29 protein-coding genes and 4 pseudogenes are annotated in these 26,198 nt (G+C 68.9%); 23 read left to right on the top strand and 10 right to left on the bottom strand.

Going from position 1 to position 26,198, the window contains the following annotated elements; genetic code table 11:
• The first annotated feature begins 366 nt into the window (after window positions 1-366).
• Window positions 367-4,452 carry a ricin-type beta-trefoil lectin domain protein gene (locus tag AB0F11_RS13905; protein ID WP_362172142.1) on the top strand — a complete coding sequence of 1,362 codons (4,086 nt, stop codon included), beginning with the start codon at window positions 367-369 and terminating at the stop codon, window positions 4,450-4,452.
• A gap of 245 nt (window positions 4,453-4,697) precedes the next feature.
• Window positions 4,698-5,925: pseudogene (locus AB0F11_RS13910) on the top strand (IS256 family transposase).
• A 15-nt stretch (window positions 5,926-5,940) separates the two neighbouring features.
• Here AB0F11_RS13910 and AB0F11_RS13915 read toward each other — a convergent pair.
• The 4 genes and pseudogenes from AB0F11_RS13915 to AB0F11_RS13930 form a co-directional block, all read right to left on the bottom strand.
• Window positions 5,941-6,171: a hypothetical protein gene (locus AB0F11_RS13915; protein WP_362172145.1), complete on the bottom strand. Its 231-nt coding sequence runs from the start codon at window positions 6,169-6,171 to the stop codon at window positions 5,941-5,943.
• Window positions 6,172-6,196: 25 nt separating this feature from the next.
• The gene (locus tag AB0F11_RS13920; protein ID WP_362172148.1) at window positions 6,197-6,322 is read right to left on the bottom strand and encodes a hypothetical protein; all 126 of its coding nucleotides are present in this window, start codon (window positions 6,320-6,322) and stop codon (window positions 6,197-6,199) included.
• Window positions 6,323-6,457: 135 nt separating this feature from the next.
• A pseudogene (locus AB0F11_RS13925) lies at window positions 6,458-6,751 on the bottom strand (transposase); the annotation flags it as partial.
• An 85-nt stretch (window positions 6,752-6,836) separates the two neighbouring features.
• The gene (locus AB0F11_RS13930; protein ID WP_362172343.1) at window positions 6,837-6,962 is read right to left on the bottom strand and encodes a hypothetical protein; all 126 of its coding nucleotides are present in this window, start codon (window positions 6,960-6,962) and stop codon (window positions 6,837-6,839) included.
• Between the two features lie 28 nt (window positions 6,963-6,990).
• Between AB0F11_RS13930 and AB0F11_RS13935 the strand changes: the two genes are divergently transcribed.
• Complete coding sequence (locus tag AB0F11_RS13935; protein ID WP_362172346.1) at window positions 6,991-7,572, top strand: hypothetical protein; 582 nt, start codon at window positions 6,991-6,993, stop codon at window positions 7,570-7,572.
• Between the two features lie 186 nt (window positions 7,573-7,758).
• On the opposite strand, the gene AB0F11_RS13940 is transcribed toward AB0F11_RS13935, so the two are convergent.
• Window positions 7,759-7,929 (bottom strand): hypothetical protein, encoded by a 171-nt coding sequence (locus AB0F11_RS13940; protein ID WP_362172151.1) that lies wholly within the window; start codon window positions 7,927-7,929, stop codon window positions 7,759-7,761.
• Between the two features lie 235 nt (window positions 7,930-8,164).
• Here AB0F11_RS13940 and AB0F11_RS13945 point away from each other — a divergent pair, with 235 nt between their 5' ends.
• On the top strand, window positions 8,165-8,356 hold the full coding sequence (locus AB0F11_RS13945) for a hypothetical protein (protein ID WP_362172154.1): 192 nt from the start codon (window positions 8,165-8,167) through the stop codon (window positions 8,354-8,356).
• A gap of 10 nt (window positions 8,357-8,366) precedes the next feature.
• On the opposite strand, the gene AB0F11_RS13950 is transcribed toward AB0F11_RS13945, so the two are convergent.
• The gene (locus AB0F11_RS13950) at window positions 8,367-9,080 is read right to left on the bottom strand and encodes an HNH endonuclease family protein (protein ID WP_362172331.1); all 714 of its coding nucleotides are present in this window, start codon (window positions 9,078-9,080) and stop codon (window positions 8,367-8,369) included.
• A 390-nt stretch (window positions 9,081-9,470) separates the two neighbouring features.
• On the opposite strand from AB0F11_RS13950, the gene AB0F11_RS13955 reads away from it, so the two are divergent.
• From AB0F11_RS13955 to AB0F11_RS13975, 5 genes are all read left to right on the top strand, one after another.
• Window positions 9,471-11,111, top strand: a complete 1,641-nt coding sequence (locus AB0F11_RS13955) for a hypothetical protein (protein ID WP_362172156.1) — start codon at window positions 9,471-9,473, stop codon at window positions 11,109-11,111.
• Window positions 11,112-11,201: 90 nt separating this feature from the next.
• Entirely contained in the window at window positions 11,202-11,474 is a 273-nt protein-coding gene (locus AB0F11_RS13960; protein ID WP_362172334.1) for a DUF6233 domain-containing protein, read from the top strand.
• Between the two features lie 218 nt (window positions 11,475-11,692).
• On the top strand, window positions 11,693-12,382 hold the full coding sequence (locus AB0F11_RS13965; RefSeq protein WP_362172159.1) for a hypothetical protein: 690 nt from the start codon (window positions 11,693-11,695) through the stop codon (window positions 12,380-12,382).
• A 96-nt stretch (window positions 12,383-12,478) separates the two neighbouring features.
• Entirely contained in the window at window positions 12,479-12,940 is a 462-nt protein-coding gene (locus AB0F11_RS13970) for a hypothetical protein (RefSeq protein ID WP_362172161.1), read from the top strand.
• A 255-nt stretch (window positions 12,941-13,195) separates the two neighbouring features.
• Entirely contained in the window at window positions 13,196-13,435 is a 240-nt protein-coding gene (locus AB0F11_RS13975; RefSeq protein WP_362172164.1) for a hypothetical protein, read from the top strand.
• A gap of 89 nt (window positions 13,436-13,524) precedes the next feature.
• Here the strand turns inward: AB0F11_RS13975 and AB0F11_RS13980 are convergent, their stop codons facing one another.
• Window positions 13,525-13,755 (bottom strand): hypothetical protein, encoded by a 231-nt coding sequence (locus AB0F11_RS13980; RefSeq protein WP_362172167.1) that lies wholly within the window; start codon window positions 13,753-13,755, stop codon window positions 13,525-13,527.
• A 351-nt stretch (window positions 13,756-14,106) separates the two neighbouring features.
• On the opposite strand from AB0F11_RS13980, the gene AB0F11_RS13985 reads away from it, so the two are divergent.
• From AB0F11_RS13985 to AB0F11_RS14050, 14 genes and pseudogenes are all read left to right on the top strand, one after another.
• Window positions 14,107-14,442 (top strand): hypothetical protein, encoded by a 336-nt coding sequence (locus AB0F11_RS13985; RefSeq protein ID WP_362172170.1) that lies wholly within the window; start codon window positions 14,107-14,109, stop codon window positions 14,440-14,442.
• Window positions 14,439-14,885 (top strand): MerR family transcriptional regulator, encoded by a 447-nt coding sequence (locus AB0F11_RS13990; RefSeq protein WP_362172173.1) that lies wholly within the window; start codon window positions 14,439-14,441, stop codon window positions 14,883-14,885. Before AB0F11_RS13985 ends, AB0F11_RS13990 begins: the two co-directional genes overlap by 4 nt.
• Window positions 14,866-15,186 (top strand): hypothetical protein, encoded by a 321-nt coding sequence (locus tag AB0F11_RS13995; RefSeq protein ID WP_362172176.1) that lies wholly within the window; start codon window positions 14,866-14,868, stop codon window positions 15,184-15,186. Before AB0F11_RS13990 ends, AB0F11_RS13995 begins: the two co-directional genes overlap by 20 nt.
• Window positions 15,187-15,196: 10 nt before the next feature.
• Window positions 15,197-15,532 (top strand): YnfA family protein, encoded by a 336-nt coding sequence (locus AB0F11_RS14000; RefSeq protein WP_362172178.1) that lies wholly within the window; start codon window positions 15,197-15,199, stop codon window positions 15,530-15,532.
• A gap of 163 nt (window positions 15,533-15,695) precedes the next feature.
• Window positions 15,696-15,918: pseudogene (locus tag AB0F11_RS14005) on the top strand (DUF721 domain-containing protein); the annotation flags it as partial.
• A 270-nt stretch (window positions 15,919-16,188) separates the two neighbouring features.
• Window positions 16,189-16,458 (top strand): hypothetical protein, encoded by a 270-nt coding sequence (locus AB0F11_RS14010; RefSeq protein ID WP_362172181.1) that lies wholly within the window; start codon window positions 16,189-16,191, stop codon window positions 16,456-16,458.
• A gap of 171 nt (window positions 16,459-16,629) precedes the next feature.
• Window positions 16,630-16,824, top strand: a complete 195-nt coding sequence (locus tag AB0F11_RS14015) for a hypothetical protein (protein WP_362172184.1) — start codon at window positions 16,630-16,632, stop codon at window positions 16,822-16,824.
• Between the two features lie 3 nt (window positions 16,825-16,827).
• Window positions 16,828-17,709, top strand: a complete 882-nt coding sequence (locus AB0F11_RS14020; RefSeq protein WP_362172187.1) for a Ku protein — start codon at window positions 16,828-16,830, stop codon at window positions 17,707-17,709.
• Window positions 17,710-17,972: 263 nt separating this feature from the next.
• A complete protein-coding gene (locus AB0F11_RS14025) occupies window positions 17,973-18,542 on the top strand; it encodes a hypothetical protein (protein WP_362172190.1) in 570 nt (189 codons plus the stop codon).
• A 324-nt stretch (window positions 18,543-18,866) separates the two neighbouring features.
• Entirely contained in the window at window positions 18,867-19,205 is a 339-nt protein-coding gene (locus tag AB0F11_RS14030; RefSeq protein ID WP_362172193.1) for a DUF6233 domain-containing protein, read from the top strand.
• Window positions 19,206-19,852: 647 nt separating this feature from the next.
• Window positions 19,853-20,044, top strand: a complete 192-nt coding sequence (locus AB0F11_RS14035; protein ID WP_362172196.1) for a hypothetical protein — start codon at window positions 19,853-19,855, stop codon at window positions 20,042-20,044.
• A gap of 65 nt (window positions 20,045-20,109) precedes the next feature.
• On the top strand, window positions 20,110-20,652 hold the full coding sequence (locus AB0F11_RS14040; protein WP_362172199.1) for an RNA polymerase sigma factor: 543 nt from the start codon (window positions 20,110-20,112) through the stop codon (window positions 20,650-20,652).
• Window positions 20,653-21,524: 872 nt separating this feature from the next.
• Window positions 21,525-22,223: pseudogene (locus AB0F11_RS14045) on the top strand (IclR family transcriptional regulator C-terminal domain-containing protein); the annotation flags it as partial.
• A 1,175-nt stretch (window positions 22,224-23,398) separates the two neighbouring features.
• Window positions 23,399-23,905, top strand: a complete 507-nt coding sequence (locus AB0F11_RS14050; RefSeq protein WP_362172337.1) for a GNAT family protein — start codon at window positions 23,399-23,401, stop codon at window positions 23,903-23,905.
• Here the strand turns inward: AB0F11_RS14050 and AB0F11_RS14055 are convergent, their stop codons facing one another.
• The 3 genes from AB0F11_RS14055 to AB0F11_RS14065 are packed head-to-tail and all read right to left on the bottom strand — an operon-like array spanning window position 23,906 to window position 26,148.
• Complete coding sequence (locus tag AB0F11_RS14055; protein WP_362172201.1) at window positions 23,906-24,742, bottom strand: serine hydrolase domain-containing protein; 837 nt, start codon at window positions 24,740-24,742, stop codon at window positions 23,906-23,908. It lies immediately after the preceding gene.
• Between the two features lie 14 nt (window positions 24,743-24,756).
• Window positions 24,757-25,152, bottom strand: a complete 396-nt coding sequence (locus AB0F11_RS14060) for a DCC1-like thiol-disulfide oxidoreductase family protein (RefSeq protein ID WP_362172204.1) — start codon at window positions 25,150-25,152, stop codon at window positions 24,757-24,759.
• A gap of 57 nt (window positions 25,153-25,209) precedes the next feature.
• Window positions 25,210-26,148 (bottom strand): HTTM domain-containing protein, encoded by a 939-nt coding sequence (locus AB0F11_RS14065; protein WP_362172207.1) that lies wholly within the window; start codon window positions 26,146-26,148, stop codon window positions 25,210-25,212.
• Between the last annotated feature and the right edge of the window lie 50 nt (window positions 26,149-26,198).

The following is a 26,198-nucleotide window of genomic DNA, read 5'->3' on the forward strand; positions in this document are numbered from 1 at the left end:
AGCGGAATCCTCAAACTCATTGACAGAATTGCACTCGTGAAGAAAAGGTGCGGCTGACTTCTGTCCGTCTCACAGCTCAGGGGGGCAACGCACGTGAGGCCGTCATTCCTTGCACCGCGAACACCACGGCCGGGAGGCCGTAGACGGGGCGCAGCGCGCCTCGCAGCTCTGCCCGTCGCCGGAGCCGCAGTGCTGTCACTCGGAGCAGGCCTGGTCGCTGCTCCACCTGCAGCCGCCGACATTGTTCCCCGGGGGCACGGACCGGGGCAGACAGCCTGGCCCGCTCCTCCCCCCAGGCCGGCGCCGAGCGCCCAGGAGACGGCCGTCACCAAGGCCCTCGCCGATGCCAGAAGCAGTGGGAAGCAGGTGGCTGTTACCGACCTGACTACAGCGGCCTCACAGACGTTCGCCAACCCGGGCGGCACGCTCACCACCGACATCAGCGGCGTACCGGAGCGCCTCAAGGGCGAGGACGGGAAGTGGCGCACCCTCGACGCGACGCTCCATACCGCTGCGGACGGGACTGTCGTCCCGGACGCCGTCTCCTCGAGGCTCAGCTTCTCCGGCGGCGGTACGGGCCCCATGGTCGCCATGAGCACCGCCGACGGTAAGAAGGTGGCCTTCAAGGTCCCGTTCGCGCTACCCAAGCCCACCCTGCTGGGGGACAGCGCCTTCTACCGCAACGTGCTTCCGGACGTGGACCTGCGGCTGACCGCCAGCCGCCAGGGCGGCTGGCGGCAGGTTCTGATCGTCCGCACGGCTCAGGCCGCTGCGAACCCGGTGCTGCGCAAGCTCCGCCTCGACGTCCAGGCGGACGGCCTGGTTGTCGGCAGCGACTCCGCGGGCAACCTGGAGGTCAAGGATTCCCACGGACGGACCCGGTTCACCAGCCCGACCTCCTTCATGTGGGACTCCGCCGAGGCAGCGTCGGCCGGGGGCGGTGCCAGCACTGCCCCTCGCCTGAGCAAGTCGGCCGGAGATGATGAGCCGCAGTCCGCGCCGGCTGCGGATCGGCCGCCGACGCCGTCGAGTGCCGACGGGCCTGGTGCGGGCGCAGCCGTGAGGCCGATCAGGGCGACCGCCGATGCCAAGGGCATCGAGCTCGTTCCCGACCCGGAGTTGCTGAGCAAGGGCACCGGCCCTTGGTTCATCGACCCGGGCATCAACCCGACGATCGACAACGGCAACCAGGCCTGGGCCCAGGTCCAGGAGGCCTACCCGAGCACCAACGAGTTCAACGGCACCGAGTACGGCCAGGACAAGCCGGCCACCGGCTACTGCGGCTACAACGTCGGCAACCCGCCCTGCACCGGCATCGGCCGCACCCGTGCCTACTTCCAGATCGGCGTCGACTCCAGGCTGTACAGCACCGAGATCATCAACGCGACCTTCTCCGCCACCGTGATCTCCTCGTCCAGCCCGAGCACGGCCACACCGATGGGCCTGTACTCCACCAACCCCATCGGCAGCCCGACCAGCTGGAACAGGCAGCCCTGCGGCACCGGATCCACCATGCAGGGCTGCAGCCAGGTCGGACACACCAGCATGTCCGGGACCGGCCAGATCGACTTCAACGTCACCGACCTGGTGAGGAACGCCGCCCGGTATCAGTGGCCCACCATCACGGTCGGCCTCGCACCCGACGACGAGTACAACAAGTACTACCGTCAGCGTTACGACAACGCCCCGCACATCGTCGTCGAGTACGACATCACGCCGACCGTCTGGTGGCCCCGTACCCGGCCCACACCCGGCTTCGCCGACTCCGCCTCGTACGCCGACTGCCGCACGCCCGGCACCGCCAACCCGTGGGACAACCCGGGCTGGGTCGGAGCCAACACCAACACCACCCTCACCACCGCCACGTACTCGGCCACCAAGCGCCAGCTCCAGACGACCTTCCAGTACTGGGACGACGACACCGGCAAGACCGAGTACGCCCAGACCGGTTGGAACGGCGACTACGGCGACGCGACCGTCGACATCGGCCAACTCGCCGACGGCCACCAGTACGGCTGGACGGCCCGCACCACGGACGGAACGCTGACCAGCGCGGGCACCGACTGGTGCTTCTTCCGGGTCGACCGCACCCCGCCCACCGCGGCCGTCGTCTCCACCGACTTCCCCGCCTCCGGCACCCTGGACCCCCACCCGAAGCACGCGGGTGAGGAGGGCACCTTCACCCTCAGTGGCACCGACCCCGCCCCGCCCGGCGGCGGCCGCAGCTCCGGCCTGGCCTGCGCCCGCTGGACGACCGACCCTGTCAAGGCGGCGGCCGTCAACTGGAAGTGCACGGACACCGAAACCGGCATCACCAAGCTCACCGACGGCAAGGCCACCATCAAGCTCACCCCACAGCGCTGGGGCACCAACCACCTCTACCTGCAGACCCAGGACAACGCCGGCAACCTCTCCCAGCCCGTCGCCTACAGCTACTACGCCCCGGCCGACCCCAACAGCCCGGCGCCGATCTTCGGTGACGTGACCGGCGACCGGAAGGCCGACATCCTGCTCCCCGACAGCTCGGGTGCGCTGCGCGTGATCGGCGGCGGCACCGACCCGGCCGCCGCGCCCAACGCCGTCATCTCCTCCGCCCCCGGCGGCAACGGCTGGAACGGCATCCAAACCACCCACCGCGGCAGCCCGGGATACAAGACCGTGGACGACCTTTTCGCCCACGCGCCGTCATCCGCGCAGCTCGCCCTCTACCGGAACACCGACGGCCGGTTCGACACCAGGGACTTCGAACCCGTGGACAAGCCCACCCTCTGTGTCACACCGGCTTACACCGCCATCGACTGCGCAACGCACGGATACGGCGCCGACTGGTCGAACGTCACCCAGATCGCGGCCCTGGGGTCGGTCACAGGCGACTCCAATGCCAAGCCCAATGCCCTGCCCCGCACCTCCCTGCTCTTCATCGAGGGCGGACGCCTGTGGCTGGCCCCGGCAGGCGACCCCAACCAGCTCGACTTCCAGGCAATCCTTCTCTCCGCCAACGACACCCGCTGGGGCGGCTACGACCTGATCACCCCCGGCCGCGCCCAAGGCACCGACTTCCCCACCCTGTGGGCCCGCTCCAAGGCGGACGGCACCCTGCACGCCTTCTCCATCAAGGGCACGGCACAATCACCGGACCTCACAGGCTTCGCCAACCCCGCAGCGGGCTTGATCTCCGGGAAGATCGACCCGAAGGTCTACCCGCGGGTGGGCTCGGACGGCGACCTGAGCGGAGACGGAATCCCCGACCTGTGGGCCGTCGACACCAACCAGCAGCTCGTCGCCTTCAACGGCGCCGGCACCGCACCCAACGGCACCACAGTCCTCTACCCGACCGCCGTCGGCGTCGATCCGGCCGCGATCACCCTGGGCAACCTCAACCTGCCCACGGGCCGGTGGCCGCTGACCGGCCAGACGGGTGCCACCACACCGGACGCGGTCGGCACCAACCACGCCACAACGGCAGGCAACGTCAAGTTTGCCGACCCCGAAACCATCGGCGGCCGACCCACGCCGTACGCCGCTTTCGACGGCACGACCTCGCCGGCAACCATCACCACTGCACGCCCGGCTGTCGACACCCGCAAGAGCTTCACGATCAGCACGTGGGCCAAGGCCGACGCCAAGGGTGGCGTCATCGCCAGCCAAGAGGGGAACCGGGCCAGCTCCTTCATCCTCTACGCCGATGCCGGCACCGCCCGCTGGCACTTCGCCCTCGCCCACGCCGACGACAACGGCTGGCCCTTCGACAACACCGACATCACCAACGACGGCGCCCGCATCACCCCCGACGCCTGGACTCGCCTGACCGCCGTCTACAACGCCGATACGGGCCGCATGAGCCTCTACACCAACGATGTCCTTGCCGGTAGTGGCACTCACCGGGCGTCCACCAGCCCGGCGCCCAACGGCCCGCTCGTACTCGGCCGCTACCGGGTCGACGGAGTCAACAATTCCTTCCTCCAGAAGGGCGGCATCAGCAACTTCACCGTCTATCCCTACGCCGTCGCCCCAACGGCTCCCGACGCCGCGGGCCCCATCTCCCTAACGGCCGCAGCTGCCAACTGCGCCGACAACGACTTCAACCGCCCCGACGACGGCAACAAGATCCAAATAGCGACCTGCAACGGCACCGACGCCCAGAAGTTCCAGATCCGGGCTGATGGAACCATCCGCACCCAGGGCAAGTGCCTCAACACGGTGAACGCAGGCACAGTGAACACGACGCTCATCGAACTCCGGACCTGCGACAGCGCGGCCCCCAGCCAACGCTTCCTGCCCCGAGCCGACGGCAGCGTCAACCACCCGGCGTCCGGCCGATGCCTCGACCTCGGCAACTTCAACACCACCCCCGGCACCCAGCTCTGGCTGTTCGACTGCAACAGCAGCTCCGCCCAGCACTGGACCATCCCAACCCTGAGCACAGCCCCGCTCCCCGTCCCCACCCCATAATCGGGACCACCGCCTGAGCACAGCGGCCGCTCCCAGATACCAGGGAGCGGCCGGTCGGCTTGGCCGTGGGGCTTCTTGGCGTTGGGTTCAGGCCCTGTGGGCGTCTTCCCATGCCTGCCGGACATTGGGAGGGGACTGTAAATCGTTCGGTGTAGCTCCCGATCATGGAGGATGCACCGATGACCAGTGAGAACGTGACCGAGGCCGAGATCAGCGAGGCAGCCGAGCCGTAGCCGACGAGGGCGGTGGATGACCGGCTGATCGACGAGTTGGTCTCCCGGGCTCAGGCTGAGGGCGTGCAGCTGACGGGCGAGGGCGGGTTGCTGCAGCAGCTGAGGAAGCGGCTGCTGGGGTCCGCCCTGGAGGGCGAGATCACCGATCACCTCGGCTATGACAAGCACGACCCGGCCGGGAAGAACGGCGGCAACTCCCGCAACGGCACCCGCGCAAAGACCGTGCTGACCGATGTCGGGCCGGTGGAGATATCCGTGCCCCGCGACCGGGACGGCTCCTTCGAGCCGAAGATCGTCAAGAAGCGGCAGAAGCGCCTGACCGGCGTGGACGAGATGGTCATCTTCCTGTCCGCGAAGGGCCTGACCACCGGCGAGGTTCAGGCCCACCTTGCGGAGGTCTACGGCGCCGAGGTCTCCCGGCAGACGATCTCCACGATCACCGACAGGGTGCTTGATGGCATGGCCGAATGGCAGAACCGGCCCTTGGACCCGCTCTATCCGGTGGTTTTCATCGACGCGATCCATGTGAAGATCCGTGATGGTGCCGTCGCCGACCGGCCCATCTACGTGGCTCTGGCCGTCACCGTCGAGGGCCGGCGCGAGATCCTGGGGCTGTGGGCCGGCGACGGCGGCGAGGGCGCCAAGCACTGGATGCACATCCTCACCGAGATCAAGAACCGCGGCGTGAACGACGTCCTGATGCTCGTCTGCGATGGTCTGAAGGGCCTGCCCGACGCGGTGGAGGCTGTCTGGCCGAAGACGATCGTGCAGACCTGCGTGGTCCGCCTGCTGCGGAACTCTTTCCGCTATGCCGCCCGCCAGGACTGGGACAAGATCACCAAGCTCCTCAAGCCCATCTACACGGCGTCGACCGAGGAGGCTGCCCTGGAGCGGTTCGCCGAGTTCGCCGATGCCTGGGGCCGCAAGTATCCGTTCGATCGTCAGGCTCTGGGAGAACGCCTGGGAAGAGTTCACTCCGTTCTTGCGGTTCGATACCGAGATCCGCCGCATTGTCTGCACCACCAACGCGATCGAGTCCGTGAACGCTCGCATCCGGCGGGCGGTCAAGGCCCGCGGGCACTTCCCGAACGAGACCGCCGCCCTGAAGTGCGTCTACATGGCGATCATGTCCCTGGACCCCACGGGCAAGGGCCAGGCCCGCTGGACCATGCGCTGGAAGACCGCACTCAACGCCTTCGGCATCACCTTCGACGGTCGGCTCTCGGCAGCACGCCAGTAACCCCAACCGCCCTCGTTACACCGTTCGATTGACAGACCCATTGGGAGGGATCCGGCCGCGTGGGGGGACGCTGTATCCGTTGGCCTGGGCCCAGATGCGGATGGCGTTGGTATCGGTGGGGGTCTGGTCCGGGGTGGGCGCGGGCTTGTAGAGGACGGGGTGGGAGGGGGTGAACTGCGGGGTCTGCTCGGTGAGGCTCTTGGGGAAGAGGGGGACGCGGGTGCGGCCGGCGAGTACGGAGGGCACAGGCGGGTGAGGGCGCTGATGTCGGTCATCGGATTCCTCGGCGGCGGCGGTGCTGCTGGGCTGCGTGGTCGGGGTTGGCGAAGTCGGTGTCCATATGGAATCCGTTGGAGCCGTCGGCCTGCATGGTGTACCCGCGGCCTGCTTGGTTCACGGCAGTCTTCAAGCCCAGCACCGCAGCCTGATCTACAAGCTGAACGCGGGGCCGTCCGTAAGGGGGCGGCCCCGCCGTCGTTGTGCCCGCACGCACAAGGCCGCCGGCCCGGACGAGAACGACACCTCTCATTCGTTACTGAGGTTGTAGGCGTGGTGCCGTCAGGGTGAGGCCGGTCGCCACGAGGCATCCGTCGATGATGTCGCTCCGGTATTGGATGTGGCGGAGGCCGTGTCGTAGTCGGCGGATGAGGTGGTCGGGGTCGGTGAAGGCGGTGTTGGCCTGACTGGTCCGGCGGAGGATTGACCAGATGCCTTCCACTGGGTTGAGGTCGGGGGTGTATGGCGGCAGATGGTAGGCGGTGATCCAGTCGTGTGCGTCGATGAAGGCCCGCATACGGCGGTCTTTGTGAACGTTCAGGTTGTCCCAGGTGGGGAAGCTCGGCCCGGTACGCGTACGCCTTGATGGCCCAGTCCCGGATGCGGAACAGGGCGGGGCGGGGCAGTGAAGCGGGTCAGGCGCGGGAGGTGGACGGGCCGATCCACAGGTTGCCGCCTTCGGTGCCGGCCTCGGCGCAGACCACGCGCAGCCAGTGCGGGTCGGCGGCTGCCGATAGGGTCCGGCTCCGGCACCCCCACACCCCCCTTCTCCTGAAAGCCGCGCAGCTGGTGGAGGACCCCGACGCCACCTCTGAGGAGCGAGAGGCGGTGCGCGCGGCGCGTGAGCGGCAGGCAGCCCACAAGCGTGCGTTGGCCGAGGAGCGCCTCGCCAAGGCCCGCCAGCTCGCGGACGAACAGCGCCGGCGGGAAGCTGAACGGCACCAGCGGGAAGCGGAGCGCCGTAGCCAGGCTGAACGGGTCCTGACCGAGAGGCGTCGCCAAGCCGACGCTGCAGAGCATCAGGCGCATGCCGAGAAGCTGGCCTACCTGGCATTGTTCGTCTCCGGCGCGCTGAAGAAGGCGGCCCGGGAGGGGCGGACTACCACCTGGGAGGAAATCGGGCAGAAAACCGGCCAGCGTCAGCTGGCCCGCCTCACCTACCAGGACAAACTCAGCCTCCTGGAAACGATCGAGAAGAACACCCTCCCCGGCAGCCCCCTGTGGTCGGCCGTCCTCGCCGCTGCCGGCACCGGTGAAGCACTACGCCTTCACCGCGAGGTCTCACACCTGCTCCAGCGGGACGTCCCTGACGAAGACAGCGACTTGGTCATCCAGCTCACAGCGGACTGCGCCCAGCTCCGCCGTCAGTGACAGACGCGGGGCCGGTATGTCCGGCGCGGGCCAGAGCACCTTGGCTCCGCCGTGACCCCGGCCCTGCAAGCGCGATGCCCGCGTGTATGCCGGCGCCGCCGCGACGTTCTGCCACGGTCGCCCCCGGCCGCAGCCGTAATCCTGTCGGGAGGTCCTGCTGCGCGGTCCGGGCCGGCACGGCGTTGGTCAGGGTGCGGTCTCGTAGACGACGCTAGTGGCGGGGCAGTCTTCGGCGAGGCCGAGGAGGGCCTGGCGCTCAGCTTCGTGGGCCGCGAGGCTCCATCGGAGCTTGGTGCCGACCGAGGTGGCCGCGTAGGTGCAGTGGTAGGAGCCGCCACTGCGCCGGCTCCTTGTCACTCTTGCTCCTGTTGGAGGCGGCGGAGACGGCGATCAGGGTGTCTGGGGACGCCTGGTCGTTCGCGTACGCCTTCCGGCGGGCTGCATCCCAGCCGTGGCCGCCCCGCGGCCGGCTGCGGTGTCCCAGGCGACGACCTCCGCCTCGAGGACCAGGCCGTCGGGCAGCTGCTCGGCGGCGGCCAGAAGGTCGGGAAACCCTTGGTGACGGACCGGTCGGCTCAGCGTTGTTCTGGGCATGGACGAGATGCTGGACGTGCTCCTCGACGGGGTCACCGAGCCGCGACTGAAGCTGATCAGCGAAGACGAGGCGCGGGCCCTGATGGTCCTCCTCGGAGTGCTCGACGATGACGAGCAGCCCGAGGAAGTCCGCCATGCCGCCGTGGAGATGCGCTTCCGGATCGGGTCCCGCCTGACCGTGCCGCTGTAGCAGGGCGCGTCTACTTCTTGGTGTCGAAGGGGACGGTCTCGTAGGTGACGGTGGCGCCGGGGCAGTCTTCGGCGAGGCCGAGGAGTGCCTCGCGCTCGCGGTCGTCGGCGGTCAGGGACCAGCGCAGCTTGGTCTCAACCCAGCCGGTGACGTAGGTGCAGTGGTAGGTGGCGGTCGGGGGCAGCCACTCGGCCGGGTCCTTGTCGGCCTTGGCGCGGTTGGACTTGGCGGTGACCGCGATCAACGAGGTCGGGGTGGCCAGGTCGTTGGCGTAGGCCTCGCGGCGCTTGGCGGTCCAGGCCGAAGCCCCGGAGTCCCAGCTCTCGGCGAGCGGGACGAGGTGGTCTACGTCCAGGGCGGAGGCGGAGGTGACCCAGGTGTCGTCGTACGGGGAGAACCAGCGGCCGCCGGTGAGCTTGCAGCCTGGGGCGATCTCGGGGTACTCGACGGCTTCCTGGAGGATGACCTCGGCTCGAGTGTTGCATCCGTCGTCCGTGATGGCTCCGGCGTTCCAGTGCTTGAAAGCGGTGCGGACGTAGCCGTCGCGGGACTCGACGGCCGCAGGGATGCGGTCGATGCCCTCGAACAGGGACGTCGTCTCCAGCGCGGCGGGCAGGGTGATGGCCGAGGCCGGGCCGTCGGCAGAGGCCGGCGTGGCGGTGGCGAGCAGGGGCAAGGCGGACAGGGCGAGTGCGGGCAGGCCGCGCATCAGCAGGTTCTTGATCACGCCCCGGGTTGTAGCCGCCCATCAACTCGTCCAGGACGAAAGCGGCGGGCACATCACCCAGCTGGGCGCGATGATTCACCAGAGAAACGGCACTTCATAGCGTGCCTGATGCCTCCTTGGTCACCCGCTCAGGCGCGGAGTGGTGCAGTTGGTTTCGACGGAGCTCGGTGCAGCCCGCCACGGGCGGCAGTTACCCCGCCGCCCAATGTGGTCCGAAGCCAATCCACCCTCTAGCTGATTGTTCCGGCGGACGTTTCCGGCCCGCATTGGCCCAAATCGCCAGCGGCGCTGCCAGCAAGATCGCTGACTGTAATCGTCACCTGTCGGATTGTCAGTGGCGCCCTCTACCGTGAATGGCAGCGGTCTTCTTCAGGGGGAGGGCAGGCCATGGCCAACATCGTCTGGCACACCAAGCTCAAGATGCGTCTCGACCTCACACAAAATGATCTCGGGCAAGGCATTGAGGGCCTGTGGGACCTGATCTACGACACGGATCGGCTCTATGCCTCACGCAACGTCCCGGTCTCCGAGCGCGGGCTGCAGTGCGGCGGGATCTGCCAGGAAAAGGGGGTGGTGGCCTGGATGCACCTGCGGCTGCGCGCCAATGGTCGGCGCGAGGCCGTTCACGAGCGGGCCGAGGACGAGGAACGCCACAAGGCGCCCATGAGTGACGAGCACAAGGCGTACCAGGAACGGATCCTTCGCGCCGCCGAGGAAGGCGGCTTCCCAGGCGACAGCGAAGTCCGTACGCCCGTCGGAACCCGAGGCTGGATCCAGACCGACACCCTGGTCGAAGGGGAGGGCGGCCGTCGCATCGGCTGGGAGATCCAGCTCTCGTCCGCCGGAGCCGAGGGACCGCGCAGCGTGAAGGCACGCGCTGCAAAGGCGGCGAAGCTGGGCATCACGCCGGCCTGGCACACCGACCGGGTCGACTACGCCCGACGCAACGACACCCAGTGGACTGGGAGCAACAATCTGCCCGCCCACGTCATCGCGAAGACCGGCGACCTGCGCGTTGTCTCCGGTTTCCGAGCCCTGGACTTCTGGCTCTGCGATCTTCGGGCGCTCTATCCCTGCCCCGACGGTGTCCGGCGGTGCGGAAAACACCACGTCACGCCCAAACCTCGTGACGTGCTGTTCGACGACCTAGTTCGCCAGACGGCGGCCGGCTCCATCGTGCCCGTCGAACATCTCAGGGGATCAAGGCTCGACAAGTTCTGGGTGACCAGCGCGGACCGCGACCGGCTCGAGGACCTGCTGGAGGGCACCGTCATCCTGAACCCGGCGCCGCCGGAGGGGGCAGCACCGAAGTCCAGTCCAAATGCCCCCACCTGCCGCACGGCAACGGACGCGGCCTCCCCAGCTCAACCTGTGGCCATAACTTCTCCTGCGACCCTGAATACCCCTATCGCCACAGGCGGCACGTTCTCGACCACTCGCCCGATCTCGCGGCAGCGCGTTCAGGATCCCGCCCCGGTGCTGACGGGAGGCTCCAGCCATGCACCGCGGCCGGACGGTCCGCCAGAGGCCGAGACGGCCGAGCCTTCCGTGGACTCGGTTTCCCCGGGCCCCGTGGAGCTCCAGCAGACCGCCGAACAGGCGACATCACTGAGCGTCGAGTTCCCTTCAGAAATCGAACAGGTTTACGATTCAGGGGTGACCTCGAACGCGAACGTCTTCCCCGACGACCTCCTCCAGCTCCAAGAGCGCCTCCACCGCATTCGTGCCGAGCACACCGCGTATCTGGCCGGCCTGCCATGGAGCGTGGAACCGGTCAAGGGGTGGGCGCGCGGGGAGCGCTTCTCCCACCGTGGGGACGTCCCTGACAGCCCGGGCTGGACGCCGGAGCAGAAGGAGCGCGTGGACCGGATGTGGCAGGAGCTGCGGGACCTGTCGGCCGCCGTGGTCGACCACCCGTACTGGAAGACCGTCGAGCGGGAGAAGGTCGTCGAGGCCCGCATGCTGCTGAAGAAGCAGGCCCGCCCCGCCGCACCTAGCGCCGCAGAGAACGCCTCGGAGGCGGCGTAGCCGCCATGGCCGGCCGAGACCCGCTGCTTCCCCTGCCGCCAAATTTGGACGAGCTGGTGGTGATACGCCGATGGCTCGAGCTCACCCGCGATCGCGTCGAGACCAAGATTCAAGAGGTGTGGGAAGCAGAGGCCGGAGTCGCGCGCCGACGGCCGCTCCTGGAACCGTTGCGGTGGTGGATCGAGTACGGCATCGGCCGTCCAGCGGCAGCCGACCCGCGTCCACACCAGCGACTGCCGCCGCGGAGCCCGCTCGCGCTCCGCCACCCGGGACATGGCCGTGGAGGTACTGCGTGCGGTGCCGTCCGTGATCGCGTGCCCGCTGTGCCGCCCGTACCGGGAACTGGGCCTGCCCGACCTGTGACGGCCGATCCAGGAAACATCTTGACCAAGGCCACCGCTGCAAGCGTCCCGGCGACCTGACAGCAGAACCTGCTTTTGTGGCGCCAATAGTGCCTTCTCAGCCATTGCGGGTACCGAACCGGGCAGCCCCAGGGAACGCCGGTGTGCCGCAGGATGTACCACTTCATGATCTGCGGCAGTGGGACGCGACGTGCGGCCTGGTGGCAGGGGGAGGTACCGGTGGCAGTGACCGAGCTGTTGGTCGCGGACGAGATCATGTCGCGTTTGTCGGAGCAGGCCCGCAAGGAAGTGGCGTTCAACCTGCATAAGCGGGACTGCCAGACCTGCGGGCAGCCACTCGGTGACCAGACGCCCGCCCTCGCCGTCGACGACTTGGGCCCGGTCCTGTCCACGACGCTCAACCACCAGGATTGCCGCCCCTCCGGCTGGTACGAGCTCCGTTCGATCATGGTGGGCACACACATGTCCTGGACCAGCCGCTTCTTCACCCTGCCGATGGACGAGGAAAATGACCGACCCCCGCGGGCGACGCTCATCGTCTGCCCGCACCTGGAAGGCGTGAACCTGGACCAGGACGGCGGTGACGGCTGGAGCGTGACCACCGAACGGTACTGGCGGGCCCGCGGCTTCCGCCCGATGGGCCGCGAGCTGCGCGTCGACAAATGGGTGGCCGACCAGAAGCCGCCCCGCGCCCGACTGACCGGGTCCACCATCCACATCGACGCCGGTCCGGACGGCCAGTGGTCGTCGTCAGCGGACCTGGACACCATCAAGGCGTGCCGCGCCCTAGGCGGGCTGCTGCTGGGCATCTCCACCGCATGCGAGCCGACCTCCACCATCGGCCTCCCCGACCTCATGCGCTATGGGGCCGCTGGCTACATCTTCCTCGGTTGGGTCCCCCTCACCTGACCTGCCTTGCCCGTCCCGATTCCTCAGCCAGTGGCCTACTGGGTGCTCACGCGAACCGGCCGCACCGTGACGGGTGGCTGGGAAGGAGATGCATAGGTGTTCGTCGACGCAGCCGTCACCAGCAAGCTGGTCGAGCAGGCTCTGCCCTTGATGCCGTACCTCGACGACGGCAACGAGTTCACCACCTACGACTACCTCGTCGAACGGAAGGACCAGTTCACGAAGACAGGCAAGGGCCCCAAGCCGGACGATCCCGATAACTGGACCGCCCGGATCAGCGGCCCGCTCCTTCCTAAGATCGTCGACCTCGTACATGAACAGGTGTACGCAGCCCTGGGCACGGTGGCCTTCCAAGACCGAGATGCCAGTCCCTGGGGACAGGCCACCAAGGACCTTCAAGAGTGGCTCTTTCTGCCGGACAACGTCTCGGGCCTGGACCACAAGCCCAGCGACGCGGCGGCCATCGCAGTCCTCCTCGCAGCCCTGTACGGCGACAAAGGGCACCTCTTCGTCGCCGCAGCGAACCGCTACCTGGACTCGCCCCGCGGCGAGGGTTGAAGCGCCCGTTCACGCGAGGCTCTCGCTGGCCGCGCCCCGTCCTTCCTGGCTGCGGAAGCCCCCGATCATCGTGTTCGCCGCGGTCGACCCCGTCGCTGCCACCAGCCTGCCTTGCACGGTCCCGCCCCAGTTCGGGCCCCGCCGACCGCGGGCAGCACCTTGCGCCGCAGCCGTGAAGGCGTAGGCCGTACGAGGTATCGGCGCGGTATCGTGAAGCCTTCTTATCTGCAGTTTTTGATCTGGCAGGAGTACCGCGTGCCCGAGGACCCCATCGCCCACAGCGAGCTCGCTGCCCTGACCCGGCGATTCGAAGAGGTCGCGGAGAAGCACGACCGCGAGTTCGGGATCATCAAGTCCGACCTCACCGCGGTACGCCTCCAAATCGGCAACCTCGACCAGAAGGTCGAAGCTCTGAACGAGAAGATCGACCGCAATCAGGCTCAGATCATCGAGCTGCTCACCCAGCTCGTCGGGAAGCGCCCCGACGCCGGCTGATGTATCCCGGCCCGTGCGTGGCGACGGCCCCGACCAGACATGGTCGGGGCCGTCCGTGCGTCCAGGGTCAGTTTCCGGCGAGCAGGCGTTCAGGTGGCGGCCAGGTCCTGGTCCTCGCCGCGGACGGCGTGATGGAAGGCGAGTGCGAGCTCCACGAACCGGTGGAGGAAGGGAAGTCCCGCGGCCTCGATTTCGGCGTGCAGACCCTGCGAGCGGTCGGTGATGGCCCGGCCAGCGGTACGCAGCTGCGCTGGAGCGCGCCGAAGCTGATCGCGACGGCCACCGAGCGGGTGCCCGGCGCGAATGTCCGCTCCCTGCACGTCCTGGCCCCCGCAGCCATGAAGGCCGGCCCCGCCCCAGCGGCCGCCGACCCGGCCCCGCAGCCGGCCAATCTCCGCCGCGCCGGTGGAGCGCCGGACGCCGCCGGAGGGCTACCGCCGTGCGATCGAGGCGCACCGCCAGGCCGCGCCCCCGGTCCCGGGTGGACCCGCACATCGCGCAGGTGATGGGGCTCTTTGAAATCGGCCACCCCATTGCTCGGCCCACCCCACACATGCTCAGTGGATCTCCCCACCTGTAGCCGCGTCCAGGACTTGCAGCCTGTACCTAGGTACGGGTTTACCGTCGGAGGTGTCCCCGCCCTCGGGGGCGTGATGACGGGAGTGAGTGCGATGAGTGATCTGGCGTGGGTGCCGCAGTCCTGCACGCTGCCCACCGAGGAGCGGCCCCTACGGGTCGCCGAGTGGGACGCGCTGTTCTCCGAGGGGCTGATCTCGCTGTCGCGGCCCCAGCCGCTCCGGCTGCGCCTGGACCTGGCTGGCGGGCCGGGCGTTGAGGAGCGGGTCCGTGATTTGGTGGAGCGTGAGAACGGCTGCTGCTCGTTCTTCACCTTCACCACCACCCCGGGCGAGGACTTGATCGCACTGGACATCTCAGTGGATCCGGCGCACGAGGCCGTCCTGGACGCCCTCGCCGCGCGGACCGCTGCCTCCCGGGAGTCACGGTGAGCTCGGGCCTGCGCAGTGGACAGGTCGCCGAGGCGGCCGGGGTGAACGTGCAGACGCTGCGCTACTACGAGCGGCGTGGCCTGCTGGCCGAGCCGGAACGAAGCAATGGCGGTCACCGCCTGTACGGCGAGGAGGCGGTGACCGCGCTGCGGGTGATCAAGGCCGCCCAGCGGCTCGGGTTCACGCTGGAGGAGGTCGCCGAGCTGTTGGAGGCCGGCCGCCACCGGCACGGCCGTCCCGTCGCGGGCCTCCAGGAACGTGCTGCGGCCAAGCTCGCCGAGGTCGACGCGAAGATCGCCGACCTGACCACCATCCGCACCGCCCTGGCCGCTGCCGTCGAAGCAGGCTGCGACGACCTGACCGTCTGTGCCTCCAGCGCCTGCTGTCCCATCCCCTTCACCCACCTCGCCGAGGAGAACCGCCATGCCGGACCCTGCTGCTGACCTGCGCCCCCACCGCGCCCCGAAGGCGCTCGGGGGCCTGGCCGCCCTGGCCTGCGTGGCGTGCTGCGCGCTGCCCGTCCTGATCACCGCGGGCGTCGTCGGCGCCGGGGCCGGGGCGGTAGTGGGCTGGCTGCCCGCCCTCGCCGTCGTCCTGGCCGTGCTCGCCGCCGGGACCTGGTGGCTCGGCCAGCGCCGCCGCTCCCTCCCCTGCTCCTGCGCGGCGAAGGCCGCAGGTGAGGGCGGGTGCGGCTGCAAGGCGTCCGCGGACCCGCTGAAGATCACGAGCACGGGCCGCCGATAGGGTCGCCCGCATGGTTGTCGCTCGTTCCATTGCCCTGTTCTTCGTCGCCGCCCTCTTCGAGATCGGCGGCGCCTGGCTGGTCTGGCAGGGCCTCCGCGAGCACAAGGGCTGGATCTGGATCGGCGCTGGCGTCATCGCGCTGGGCTTGTATGGCGTGGTGGCCACCTTCCAGTCCGACGACAACTTCGGGCGCATCCTCGCCGCGTACGGCGGGATCTTCGTGGCCGGGTCGATCGCATGGGGCATGATCGCCGATGGCTACCGGCCCGACCGCTGGGACGTGATCGGCGCCCTGGTGTGCCTTGCAGGCATGGCCGTGATCATGTACGCGCCCCGCAGCCACTGACCGACCTCGTCCACCGACTCTCAGCACCCAGCAGGGATGACCTGATCTCCGCGCTGGTGTTCCTCAGTGTCGGACTCACCATGCTCGTTGCCACTCCCCACTCTGTTGAACCCCTGACTCAAGTGGGGCGACGAGCAGCCCTGGCCGGTTTCAAGAATCCCCATCACAGGCGGTGGAGCGGCAGAGCGCCGCGATGCGGGAGCTGCCCCGCCGGGCGTTCCCCGAGCCGCCCGCAGTACCGGACGATGCGCCGGCCCCGATCGAGCAGGCCCGCATTCAGCGCCGCCCGCCAGGCCGCGGCGACCGAGGCCGCCGCGCTGCTCCGGGCCCGTGCGGAGAAGGCCGGAAGGGCGCAGACCCCGCGCCAGCTTGGACAGACCACATGACCTGACCATGAGGTTTGACCGGACGTCCCGTGCGCTGCCACCATGACGCCCCATATAGAGGCACCGGCGGAACGAGGTGGAGCCCGCGCTCCCTCACGACGGTGCAGCATGACGGCAGGGTCGATGGCTCCACCAAATCCCCTGCCGGTTCCACTGCACCAAAGCTCCCGCCCGCATTCCGGGCGGGAGTTCCTTGTTCCCTACCCCCGCATGTCCTGTGTTCGAAAGCCTCGGCGCCCGCCGGGGCTTTACCTGTATCCGGAGGTCCCCGTGACGGAACTTGCTTCTGCCGTGCCCGCCTACGTCCTGCTCGCCGCGCTTGCGGTCATCGTCGTACTGCTCACCGTGGTCGCCATCGTCGCCCGCGCGGTAGTGGCGAAGGCGCGGCCCCAGGACTTACCGCACATCCTGCCGGGCCTGGGCCAGGTACTGGCCTCGCTAGCCCTGTTCCTCCCTTGGGGCCGCCGGGGGCCCCAGGGCGAGGCGGTAGCACCGCCCACCCGGCAGGATCGAGGGGCCCGACGGCAGCTGCGCGGCTGATCGAAGTCGCGCCGTCGGCGGCTGGCTGGACGGGGTGGCCTGGTCGGCCGGCTGGTCCAGCCCCACCCCTCGGGGGCCAGCGAATGCTGCGGCCTGGACCCGACCGGACTGGGCCTGAGTGCGGCTCCGGGCATCGGCCGCGACTCTGGAGCCATGGCCGACTAGTCCAAAGTGACCATCCACCCTCCCGACGAGCGGGGCCGCCGCCTGGTGACCTACCGGCGCGAGGAACTCGGCCGCGCGACCAGCAAGCGGGACGTCCGGGAGTTCCTCTACCGGGCCGGCATGGCCGACGCCGAGGACATCGACCTGACCGACGAGGCCCTCTTCGACTGGCAGGGCACCGGACCCGAGTCCTGGGCCTGAGACGTGAGACCGCTGTGGAAGGGGGCGATCTCGTTCGGGCTGGTCAGCGTCCCGGTGTCCGTCGTGCCTGCGACCGAACGTCATGCCGTGCACTTCCGGCAGATCCACCAGCACGAGGGCGGACTCATCGGCCGCGTCCGCACCCTCAAGGTCTGCGAACTCGACCACGAACCCGTCGGCCTCGACGAGATCGGCCGCGGCTACGAGACCTCCACCGGAACGATCCCCGTCAGCGACGCCGAACTCGACGCCCTCCCCCTGCCCACCGCCAAGGCGATCGAGATCATCAGCTTCGTCCACGCAGCCTCCGTCAACCCCGCCGCCTTCGGGGCCGGCGCCTACTACCTGGCCGCCCCGGACCCCATCGCCGCACGGCCGTACGTCCTCCTGCGCGAAGCCCTCAGCCGCACCAGCCGCGTCGCCGTCGCCAAATTCGCCTTCCACCAGCGCGAACGCCTCGGCCTGCTCCGCGTCGTCGGCGACGTCCTGGTCCTCCACGGCCTCCGCTGGCCCGACGAGATCCGCGAGGCCGACGTCCCCGCCCCCACCGTGGACGTCACCGATGACGAGGTCCAGGCCGCCCTCGCCCTCGCCGACGCGATGACCACCGACACCCTCGAAGGCATCCGCGACAACTACCGCGACGCCGTAGAGGAACTCCTCACAGCCAAGGCCCACGGGGAGCGCACACAGGCCCCCGAGGCACCCGCCCCGGTGATCGACCTCATGGCCGCCCTGGAGGCGTCCGTGCAGAAGGCGCGGGAAGCCCGGGGCGAGACCGAGGCCACCGTCCATGAGCTCGGCGCCAAGAAGAAGACCGCGAAGAAGGCTGCCAAGAAGACCACCAGGGCGGCCGAGGGCCGCACGCCTCGCCGCCGCGCTTGATCACTGTCCTGTCTCAGCGAAGGTTGAGCAATCTCACTGAAGTTTGACTTCTCCAGGGCAGACCTCCCCCGCGAGGGTGAGCCGTTCCGCACTCAGGTCGGATGTGCCGCCTTGCGTTCACTGCGATCTTCGGTTCAGCAAGGTGCGCCCACGGGATCGGCGGACGAAGAGGCCGTCCGCGCTGACCGGGCGTCCGGACCAGGAGGACCCCCATGACCGCTCGCTCATTTCTGGCAAGGCTGCATGGCCGGACAGCAGCGGGTGTGCCCCGTTGGGCGGTGCGGGTCGCCTACGCGATCACACTGACCGTGCTGCCCGCCGGGCTCTGGCGGGTTCTGAGCGTCGACTTCCGGATCCCGCTGATGGATGCCCCGAGCGACGGCCGCCCACCGCCGGACTGGTTCGGCGGCGAGTGGTGGTACGTCATCGCACTGAGCGTGGTCAGCGAGGCCCTGGCGTTCCTGGCGGTCGGTCTGGTGAGCGTGTGGGGTGAGGTGTGGCCCCGGTGGATCCCATGGTTGCGCGGCCGCCGGGTGCCGATCCTCGCCGCGGTCATCCCGGCCGGCCTCGGCGCAACGTTCAACACCCTGCTCTGGCCGTACTCGATGATCATGATCAGTTTTGGTCGCAGGGTCGACGGCGGCGTCAACCCCGGTGGGGGCACGCACGGCTGGCAGGCCTTCGTCTTCTATGCGTCGTACTGGCCGCTGGCGGCCTGGGGGCCGCTGCTCGGCATCCTCACCGTGCACTACTACCGCCGTCGCCGCGCTGCCGAGTCCGCCGACGCGGAGGTCCACCGGAAGGTGGTTGGGGCGGCGCTCAACGAGGCATGACGGCCCGCCTACCAGCCTCGGGCTGGGGGGGAGGCCGGGATGGCCCGGCGCACCGAGGAAGCCGTGGTGGTCCGGTGCAAGCGATTCGCGTCGGCCCACCGGGCATCGATCTACGCGCACCGAGACCCAGACAAGATGAGATGCCAGCCTTCCTGAGAACGGCAAGCTTCCATGACACGGGACACTGCCGCGTCGCCCGGTGAGGCTTCGATGAGACGAACCGCGCGGTCGTCAATCCTCGGTGAGACCGGTGAACCTTCGCTGAGACAGGACAATCACGCGGCCCGGCCGGAGCCCGGCGCCACCACCCCTAAAATAGAACACGTGAACGAAAATCTTGCGGAACTGATCGCCCGGCACCGGGCGGTCGTCGGCTGGCTGGAGTGGCAGCTGGGCGAGACCCGCGAGGCCCTGGCCCGCCTGGAACAGCAAGAGGCCGCCGCCACGGCCCGCAGGCCGACGCCGCGGGTGCCCGACTGGAAGCTCGAAGTGCACCGCACCGGCTACGGCCCCCGCCCCTTCCGCGTCCACGCCGGCCACTGCCCCGACGGCCACGGCAAGGAGATCACCCGGCACGAGGCCCTTCGCCTCCTGACCGACGGCATCGAGGCGTGTCCCTTCTGCGGGCCGGACCGTGAGCTCCGGATCGACGGCGCCGCGTAGCCGGCCTCCGCACCCGGAGTCGGAGAGCGACTGGCTTCAGCTCATGGCGGCAAACGCGCCCTCCCGCTTTTCCAACCTGCGGGGCGGAGGGGCCAGCCGTACCGTTGAGCCGCAGGCGGGCATCGATGTCTTTCGCCGGTGGGTACTGACCGGCAGCGTGGACGGAACGGGCGGATCGATACGGTCCGTTGAGGCTGATCAGCGCTTGAGTTAGGGCGTTCTCGCGTTCGTCGGGGTCGAGCGTTTCGCCGAGTGCCTGCCAGGTCGCGCCGGGGCAGAGACCGGCCCCGCCGGCCCCGAGCGGTTCGAGCTCACCGACGCGGCCCTGGCGGACGGCACCTACGCCGCGGAGCAGGTGCAGCTGTACCAGCACCGGTAGCGGCCACCCGGCTGGCAAGAGGCCGGCACCTCTGAGGGGCGCCGGCCTCTCCGCGGTTCGATCGTGCGCGGCTGCCCTCGCCGGAGGTGAGCCCCGAGTCAAGGGATCACAAAGGTGCGGAAGGTTTCGTTTGAGGCTTCGGAAGTGATCGTTTTTGGCCTGCACATTCGGAGGCCTTCCGACCGGTATAGGGGTGGAGGCGACGACGCCTCCGGCGCCGCGGAAGGCGGGGTGCGGCGCCCTTCGACGACATCCCTGGGAGGGGCACGTGCAGCGAGATGCTGCTCCGTGGTTGGCGGTCCTGGAAGTCACGCTGGCCATCCGCGTCTTCGGACCCGACGCGGTGCGCTGCTGCCGGCGGCTGCTTGCCGCGGGCGTGCGGATCGGGATCACGACCATGTCGGGGGCCGCCCGTCGCTCCAGCACCGAGCCAGACGATGACCACAAGGTCATGCGGTGACCCACGGCGGGCCGGAGGCTTCCGGCGGGGACGAGGACGCTGCGGAGTCCGCAAGCCGTCCGGCCATGAGCGACTGGACCACCGAGAACCAGCTGACGTTCTGGGCCTTCCATGAACGGCGCTACGCGCGGTATCTGGGCTATGCCTACGCGCAGCTGGGGTCGGACGCCGACGCCGAGGAAGCTGTCGCCCACACCTTCGAGCAGATCATGAAGAAGTGGCTGTACATGCTCGGCCTGGAGAGCCTGGACGGATATGCCTGGGCCATCCTCAAGGGCCGGATCGTCGACGAGCGGCGCAAGAGAGCGAAGCGGGCCGAGCCCACTGATGTGACCGCGTTTGAGGCGGTCCTCGCCGATGGCAAAGACGACTACGAGGTCCTCGCCGGGACCATCCACTTCTACACGGCGGTCCGTCGGCTGAGCGAACGTCAAAGAGACGCAGTGATCCTGCGCTACGGGTTCGATCTCTCCACAGCCGACGCGGCCGAGCTCATGGGCGTCGAGGAGGCAACGGTCCGTTCCCAGCTGCGCCTGGCCCGCAATCGCCTCCTCCAGTTACTCGCCAGCCCCGGCAGCACCAACGGAGACAGGAAGGTCAGAACATGAGGGACCGCGAGTTCTTCCAGTACCTGGCAGGCATCTACGCCAGGCCGCAGGTCCCCGATAGGTACCCCCACCCCGACATGGCCCGTGCGCGTGCCCGTCTGCTCGGTCTCGATGTGGCCACCTTTCAGAGCGGCAGGCGTACGGCCGGTCGGGGCCTGGTGTCGGAGCTGCCCGAGCCGGGACCGGAGACCGCCGTTCCCCCGGCCCGTCCTGAGCACTGGCTCGACCCACGCCGAGACCATCCTGCCGATGCCGCGGACGCGCAGCGTGCGCTCGGCGCGGTCTGCTTGCGGTCGGTGTTCACGCCGGACTCCGGCTCCGTGCTGAACGATCTCGTCCAAGGCGGACCTACCGACTGGCACGGCCCCCTCGTCTTCGCCTGCCTGCTGCATCTTCTCGGACACGAGGGGGCCAGGTTCTGGTGGCAGCTCGCCGCGGCGGCGGGCAGCGATGCCGCCGCCTACTGCCTCTACCTCGACCACAGCCGGCACGCGGAATACGACGACGCCGAGGTGTGGGCGGCCTGGCTCGACCACGAGACGTTCGTTCCGTTCCGGCGCTGGGGCCCCTACGGCAGCGTCCCATCCAAGAACGTCCTCCCCCCCACCCTGACCGCGTACGTCAGCGAGGACGACGACGACCTCCTCGGCGTCATCCCGGCCCCGAAGGAGGGCCTCGTCGAGTTCGTCCAGGAGCTGGTCGAACCGGGAGGGGCTCCGCGTCTCCTGCGCCAGGCCGAACTCCCGGAGCGCCAAGACCCAAAGCCCGGCACCGAGGGGGAGCCTCACTCCGGTTGGTCGCTCGTGCTGGCGCCCCACCACGCCCAGGAACGGCCGGACCCACAGGACAGCGACGCGGTCCGGCGAGCCCGAATCGCCGAGCGCGTGGTCCGCGTCCTCGAGCAGCACCCCCTGGGCGTGGGCGGCCGACAGATCTCCCGCGAGTCGGGAGTTCCCGCTGAGCAGCTGCGCCAGGTCCTGACGCTGCTGGTGGAGGAAGAGTTCGCCCAGCCCCTCACCGGCGGCGTCTACGCCCCCGGCCCCGCCCTCGTGCGCTTGGCCTCTCCCGGCGGCCTTGCCACGCAGCTCCAGCACACCCTCGCGCTGGCCCGCGACAGCGTCGGCGCCGCCGTCTACCTCAGCCGCTACACCGACGGCGAGGTCCGGATCACGCAGATGGCCGACGGGCCCATCACACCGGCCGTCACCGAGTGGGTCGACTTCCGTGCGGCCGCGCACGCCAGCGCCGTCGGAAAATGCCTACTCACCCAGCTCGACTCGGCCACCCGCGTCGACCACCTCGCCCGGCACAAGGCCGCCCGCCTCACGCCACGCACCATCACCAGCCCGCGGATCCTCCTCGACCGGCTGGAGCGCGTCACCCCCAACGACCCCGTCTACGACCTGCGCGAATACTCCTCCCACACGGTCTGCGCCGCCGTGCCCGTCACTCTTGGCACGGAGGCCGGCAGCCTGGCCCTCTCCCTGCCCTACAGCAGCGCACACCGACTCGGGGCCGCCACGCAGGCCCTCACCCTCAAGGCCGTACCCGTCCTGCTCACCCTGCTGCTGGCGGGGGCCCAGCTGCCCGCCGACAGCCCTGTCACCAACGGGGGGCCGGAAGCAGCGTCCGAGCCCGACATCCTGAGCCGGACCGCGCTGGACCGGCTTCGCCACCGGTTCCGCACACCCTTGGCGACCGCCGACGCGATCGACCTCGAGCTGTCCGCCGCCTCCGGCCCCCACCTGGCCGCTCGGCCCGAAAGCGACAGGCTGTACCTCTTCGCAGCCGACCCCGAACCCGCTCTCAACCTGGAGAACGCGGACTTGGCCCTCCCCCACACGTACACCACCCTTACCGGCATCAGCGAAGGAGCACACACCCAGGACTTCGACCCCAGCACACCGAACGAACTGCTTGTCTTCCGCACCTGACCCCGTTGTCCGGAAGGACCAGCATCCGCACACCTCAGGAACAGGGCGAGGCAGTGGGGACGAAGATGGAGACGTCCAAAGCCCCCCTCGACCTCACCCCACGCCCAGCCCTTGTCGGCCGCCGGTGGCCGGCCGCCGGCCGTCGGCCGTCGGCCGTCGGCGGCCGGCCGGGTGCCGGTCGGCCCCCAGGGAAGGAGGCGCCCCGACAACTCGAGTCCGGCGCTGATCGGTTCGGTGAAAACCGCACGCGGGCAGGAGGGGGCAGCAGAGCGGGAAGCGCCCGGAAGTTGGAAGACAGCCTGCTGGCGGGTCTACGTGCAGGGGTGCAGCGCTGTGAACAGACTGGGCTCATACCCACGTCGAAGGCGCAGCCGCCAGCACGGGCCGCCGGCCTTGCCCATGTCGTCCTTCCTGGGCCGGGCCGCCTATGTCGCGGCGCCGGGAACCGTCGTCATCGGGCTGCTGTTGTCGGCGTACGAGTTCATCTGCAGAGCGAAGTACGGGGTGGAGTGCAGAGCTCTGTCAGGGGGTGCTTGATTGTGCTCTCGATCTCTGCTCGTCGCCTGGACGGGTGCAAAGGCAGCTGTGATTTCAGCGATTGACATGATGCTGCGATGGATTCGATACCTTCTGTGGTCACTGTCGGCAGCATGAGTCGGAGTGATCAGCCGGTGTTCCGCCTCAGCAGCGGCTTCCTGCTGCGCCCATGGCAGGAACAGGACGCCGAGGTACTGGTCAGGTCCTGCCATGACCCGGACATTCAGATGTGAAACCGCACTGGTTACCTGTCGCTGGACGAGGCCCGCGAGAAGATCTCGCGGTGGGGACAGCGCTGGCAGGACGAGGAAGCCGGGATCTGGGCGATCGCCGCTCCGAATGCCAGGCCCGTGGGGTTGATTGGGCTCGGCGACATCGACCTTCACAGAGGAAGCGCCGAGTTCTTGTACTGGCTTCTGCCTGAGGGCCGTGGCCATGGTGCCATAGTTGAGTCAACGGAGCTGATCAGCCGGTGGGCCCTGTTGCGAATCCGGCCTCATGCAGGGTGGCGACCAAGGCTGGGTTTCCCCTGGAGGGGACCATGCGAAGCGCTCTGCTTCATGCAGACGGATGGCACGACGAGCATCTGCATGCTCGGGTCCAGGGCGACCTCTGATCTGGAAGTGGCGGACCACGCGCCGCGGACGACGGTGTCCGCCACTTCGCCCGAGCGGTCAGGTGGCGGCGCTGGCCATGTCCTGCAAAGCGGTGATGTGGAGATCGGGCCCGGCGCCGGCTTCTGCGCCATCAGCCGCAGCGGAGGAGCACACGACCGGGAGTGATCAGGCATCGTGCAGGTTTCTGAGGAGTTCGACGCCCATGCGGTCGGTGTCGCTGGAGGTGCCGCCGATTCGGTGAATCAGGACCCATGCGCCGCCCGGGAGCGCGCCAGCAAAGGCGGAGGAGGTTCCGGTCGCGCCGTTGTGCCAGGTGACGAGGCCGGTGGTCTGCCAGGTGGGGGCGGGATCCCCCAGTTTCCGGTCGACGAGCAGGCCCTTGAGTAGGTCGGCGGTGGCGCGGGGGGTGGCCCAGAGACCGCCGGAGGGAAGGATGGCCCCGTCCAGGGTCCATTCAGGTCGTTTACGTCCGAACAGCCCGGTGGGGTGCAGGCATTGCTCCGTCGGGGGGTGAGCAGCGATCTCGCGGATGCCGAGAGGCGACAGGACATGGTCGTCGATGACCTGTTCGTAGGGCAGTTGGGCTGCCGCGGATAAGGCTGCGCCGAGAACGGCGTATCCGAGGTTGGAGTATTCCTCGGTCGTGCCGGCGGGCGCGACGGTGATCTCATTGCAGCGGGCCAGCAGTCGGTGCAGGGCGGCGGTGTCGAAGCCGCGGTAGGGGTCTTTGCTCGGCAGCCCAGGAGGTTGCCGGGGGAGGCCGGAGGTGTGTTCGGCCAGATGCTGCAGAGTGATGCCGGTCCCGCGGGGCGCCGGGAGCCAGCGTTCCACCGGGTCGGCGGCATCCAGCAGGCCAGCTGCGACCATGCGGATGAAGGCGGTGCCGGTGAGGACTTTGGTGAGTGAACCGATCTGGACGTAGCGGTCCGGGTCGTGGCCATGTGTGGTGCGGGGCGCGGCGGCGCTGGTGAGGACGCATGTGGGCGTGCGTGTCCGTAACACGGGCGCGGGTCCTTTCAGGGGCGGGTGGGCGGAATGGCGCAAGCCGGCGTTCCGGCGGGCATACGGTGCCGGTGGCGGGCTACCCAACGGTAGATGTATTGCGCGGCGTTGCGCAGGAGGGGGGCCTGGATGGCTGCCCCGGCCAATTGAAAGCGGCGGCGGGGGGAGTGGCGCATGTATGTGGCCAGGGCCTGTGCGCCGCTCGCGATCACTTGGTCGTGGCGGAGCAGGAGGACTTCATGGTCCAGGCGGGCCCGATGCGGCTCGGTGGCGGTGTCGGGAAGGAACTGCCAGGGGACGGCGTGCATGGTCGGTCGGCCGTGGGCGGAGATCTGGTTGATGACGGCCTGGCAGAAGCCGCAGTCTCCGTCGAAGGCCAGGACGGGCTGCGGGCGGTTGGTTGGGCTCACGAATGCCTTCCTTTCGGGACTGGGGTGTGCGAGTGGCGAGCGTGCGGTTCGTAGGCGTCACGTGGCGGACGAGGTGGCCGGCGCGGGCTCGGGGGCATCGCTGCTGGCCCCGGCCGCCGTATGCGGTTCCGTGCTTCGGCCGGACTGTTCGTCGGAAGGCCGGCGGGAGGATCGCAGCCGGTGCGCTGCCGAGGAATACCGCTGGAGGGCAGTGCCGAGTGCCCCGCTCAGGAAGATGAGGTCGCACGCCATCATGGTCAGGGCAAAACTGGTGAGTCCCATCAGCACGCCGATGGCCAGGTGAAAACTTATGGAGGCCACTGCTGCCCACGGGCGCAGCCGCGGGACGAGGATCCCGAGGGGGAAATAGACCAGGAAGATGGTCGTGGAGTACGTCCCGAGGAAGACCAGGATGTCGTTGTTGTAGACCAGGTCGGAGACGTCGGGAAGGCTGAACTCGGAGACTCTCAGGATGTAGAAGAGGGCAGTGCCGTCCTGCCACATTTTTCCCTGCACCTTGTAGAGGCCGCTGACGACGTACACCAGGCATATTTGGGTGGCGATGGCGAGGATACCGAGGTTGTGCAAGGGCGCCGACAGCGACCGCAGCACGCTCGGGATGCGCTGCGCGAGGCGGTGGGCAAGGCCCGTGGGGAAGGCGAACCGGTCGTAGCAGCGGGTCAGCAGGAGCATGGGGAGCACGACGTAGGCCAGATTGTCGCCGCCGTCGAGGAGAACGGGCTGGCGCTGGTAGAGCGACCACAGGAGTACCCAGTGGACAGCCAGTGACATCCTGCCGCCCACGCCGCAGGTCACCGCGAGGGCGGCCAGCATCCCTATGTGGAAGACGACCTCGAACCACACATCGGAGCTGCTGAGCGTGTACAGGCTGAAGGTGTCGTTGTCGTGGACCTTGGTGATGAATTCTCCCCAGGGGAGCACACCATCTGGTCCGAAGAGGTATTTGCGGTCGCCGTACTGGCTCGCGTAGTACATGAAGCCAACGAAGCCCAGCAGGAGGCGGGTACCGCTTACCCCGAGTACGG

Source organism: Streptomyces sp. NPDC032472, from assembly GCF_040636955.1.
Classification (GTDB): domain Bacteria; phylum Actinomycetota; class Actinomycetes; order Streptomycetales; family Streptomycetaceae; genus Streptomyces.